The following is a 1,601-nucleotide window of genomic DNA, read 5'->3' on the forward strand; positions in this document are numbered from 1 at the left end:
GGAGCCATCACTTGGTCAAAAGCAGGTTGATAATGCCGGAACGTGCAGTCTGACGTCGATCAGCGGCCAAATTTGGGCGCGTTTTGATCAACTTCTGGTCGTCAGGCAATAGCGGGTTGCCCCGGGCTGGTTTTCCGGGTGGCTTTAAGGTAGCGGCTGTTGTCGGACTTGCTTAACCGGAGGCGGCAAGGCTTCCATAGAGGTCGCGGTAAACGGCAAAGCCCGGACAGTGCCGACCAAAGCGCAGAATCCACTGCCGGCCGCTGTGCACCAGGCGGCAGGCCATGGTCATCAGTTCCTGCATCACCGTTCTCAGGCGGCGGCGCTTGGCCGGATGGCGCACTGGCGCATCTGGGGCGGTCAGTCTCAGGCCCATCCAGCGCAGCACGTTGTAACCCATGGTGGCGAAGGCCATGACCAGGTTGTTGGTGTCGAACTTGCCGGAGGGCAGGCGCTCCAGGTCCAGGTCGGTCTTGAACTCGCTGTGAAATTGTTCACTGGTGGCATGGTCGCTGTACAGCGCCATGATGTGTTGCTCACTGGCCACGTCAGCGGGCAAGGAGGTAATCCAGCCTTCGATGCTAACTTCTGGCTCCAGGTACAGCTGACCGGAGGCATCGCTGGTGCGAACGGTGACCTTGACGATGCGACGCAGGCCGGGTTCATCGGGAAGGTCTTCTGACAGAACCGCTTCCATCTTGCCGTCGCGGTCCAGCGACCAGACTTCCTTGGCCTGGGCCTTGTTTGCCCAAGCCAAGGGATCCTGCTTGCGAGGGTTCCACTTGATCAGGAAGTCGATCTGGTCCTGCTCGCGCAGGAAGTCGCGATTGTCACGGGCATCGTGTGCACTGTCCAGACGCAGCAGGATGGGCTTGTCCGTCAGTGACCGGGCCCGGGGCAAAACCCGTTTGAGGGTATCCAGAAAACCGTTATTGGCGTGCTGGCTGCCAGGGCGTAGCTCGCAACCCAGGCACCAGCCTTCCTGGCCCAGATACGCGGCAATGGGTGCATAGCCGTCGTAACCCTTGTAGGTGTAGCTGACACCCTCTTTATGGGTCTGGCTGTTGTCCATGGGAAAGACATCCATATCCAGGGCAACATGGCCCATCGCCAGTGGTGACACCGGCGCTTCGACGGACTGAAGAAATTCAACGCTGGCATCCTCCAGCAATGGCGTCAGGGCTTGGGCATCTTCATCAAATCGCTGGCGCAAACGGGCTGAAGATGGCGACTGCTTGATGCCCATCGCCGATTTGAAGAACGGATCTGTTCGTACCGGCTCGGCCGCCTCGAAATCGCTCTTGCCCAGCGTGATCAGGCCCAGGTAGGTGCGGATCAGCTCAATGTTTGGAATACCGTGCCGCTTGACGACTGTGCGAGCGGTTTTGATCAGCGACGTGTGCCGGTTCAGGCAGTGGCCCACCAGGGCCAGTCCGCCGTGGGGTGTATAGACTTCGGTTCGGGATTGCTGGAGAGTGAAAGTACGCATGAGCTAAATGCACTGACTGGGTGAATGGATGTCAGGTGCTATTATATCGCCCAAGGCTTTGTTATTGCAGGCTTTGGATACAGTTTCAGCCGGTTGAACTCACGGATTCAGG

At 58.8% G+C, this 1,601-nt stretch carries 1 protein-coding gene; it reads right to left on the reverse strand.

The window, feature by feature from the left end; genetic code table 11:
* Positions 1-172: 172 nt before the first annotated feature.
* A complete protein-coding gene (locus tag MLC70_RS18370) occupies positions 173-1,489 on the reverse strand; it encodes an IS1380 family transposase (RefSeq protein WP_053113071.1) in 1,317 nt (438 codons plus the stop codon).
* Between the last annotated feature and the right edge of the window lie 112 nt (positions 1,490-1,601).

The organism is Marinobacter goseongensis (assembly GCF_023156235.1).
GTDB lineage: Bacteria > Pseudomonadota > Gammaproteobacteria > Pseudomonadales > Oleiphilaceae > Marinobacter > Marinobacter goseongensis.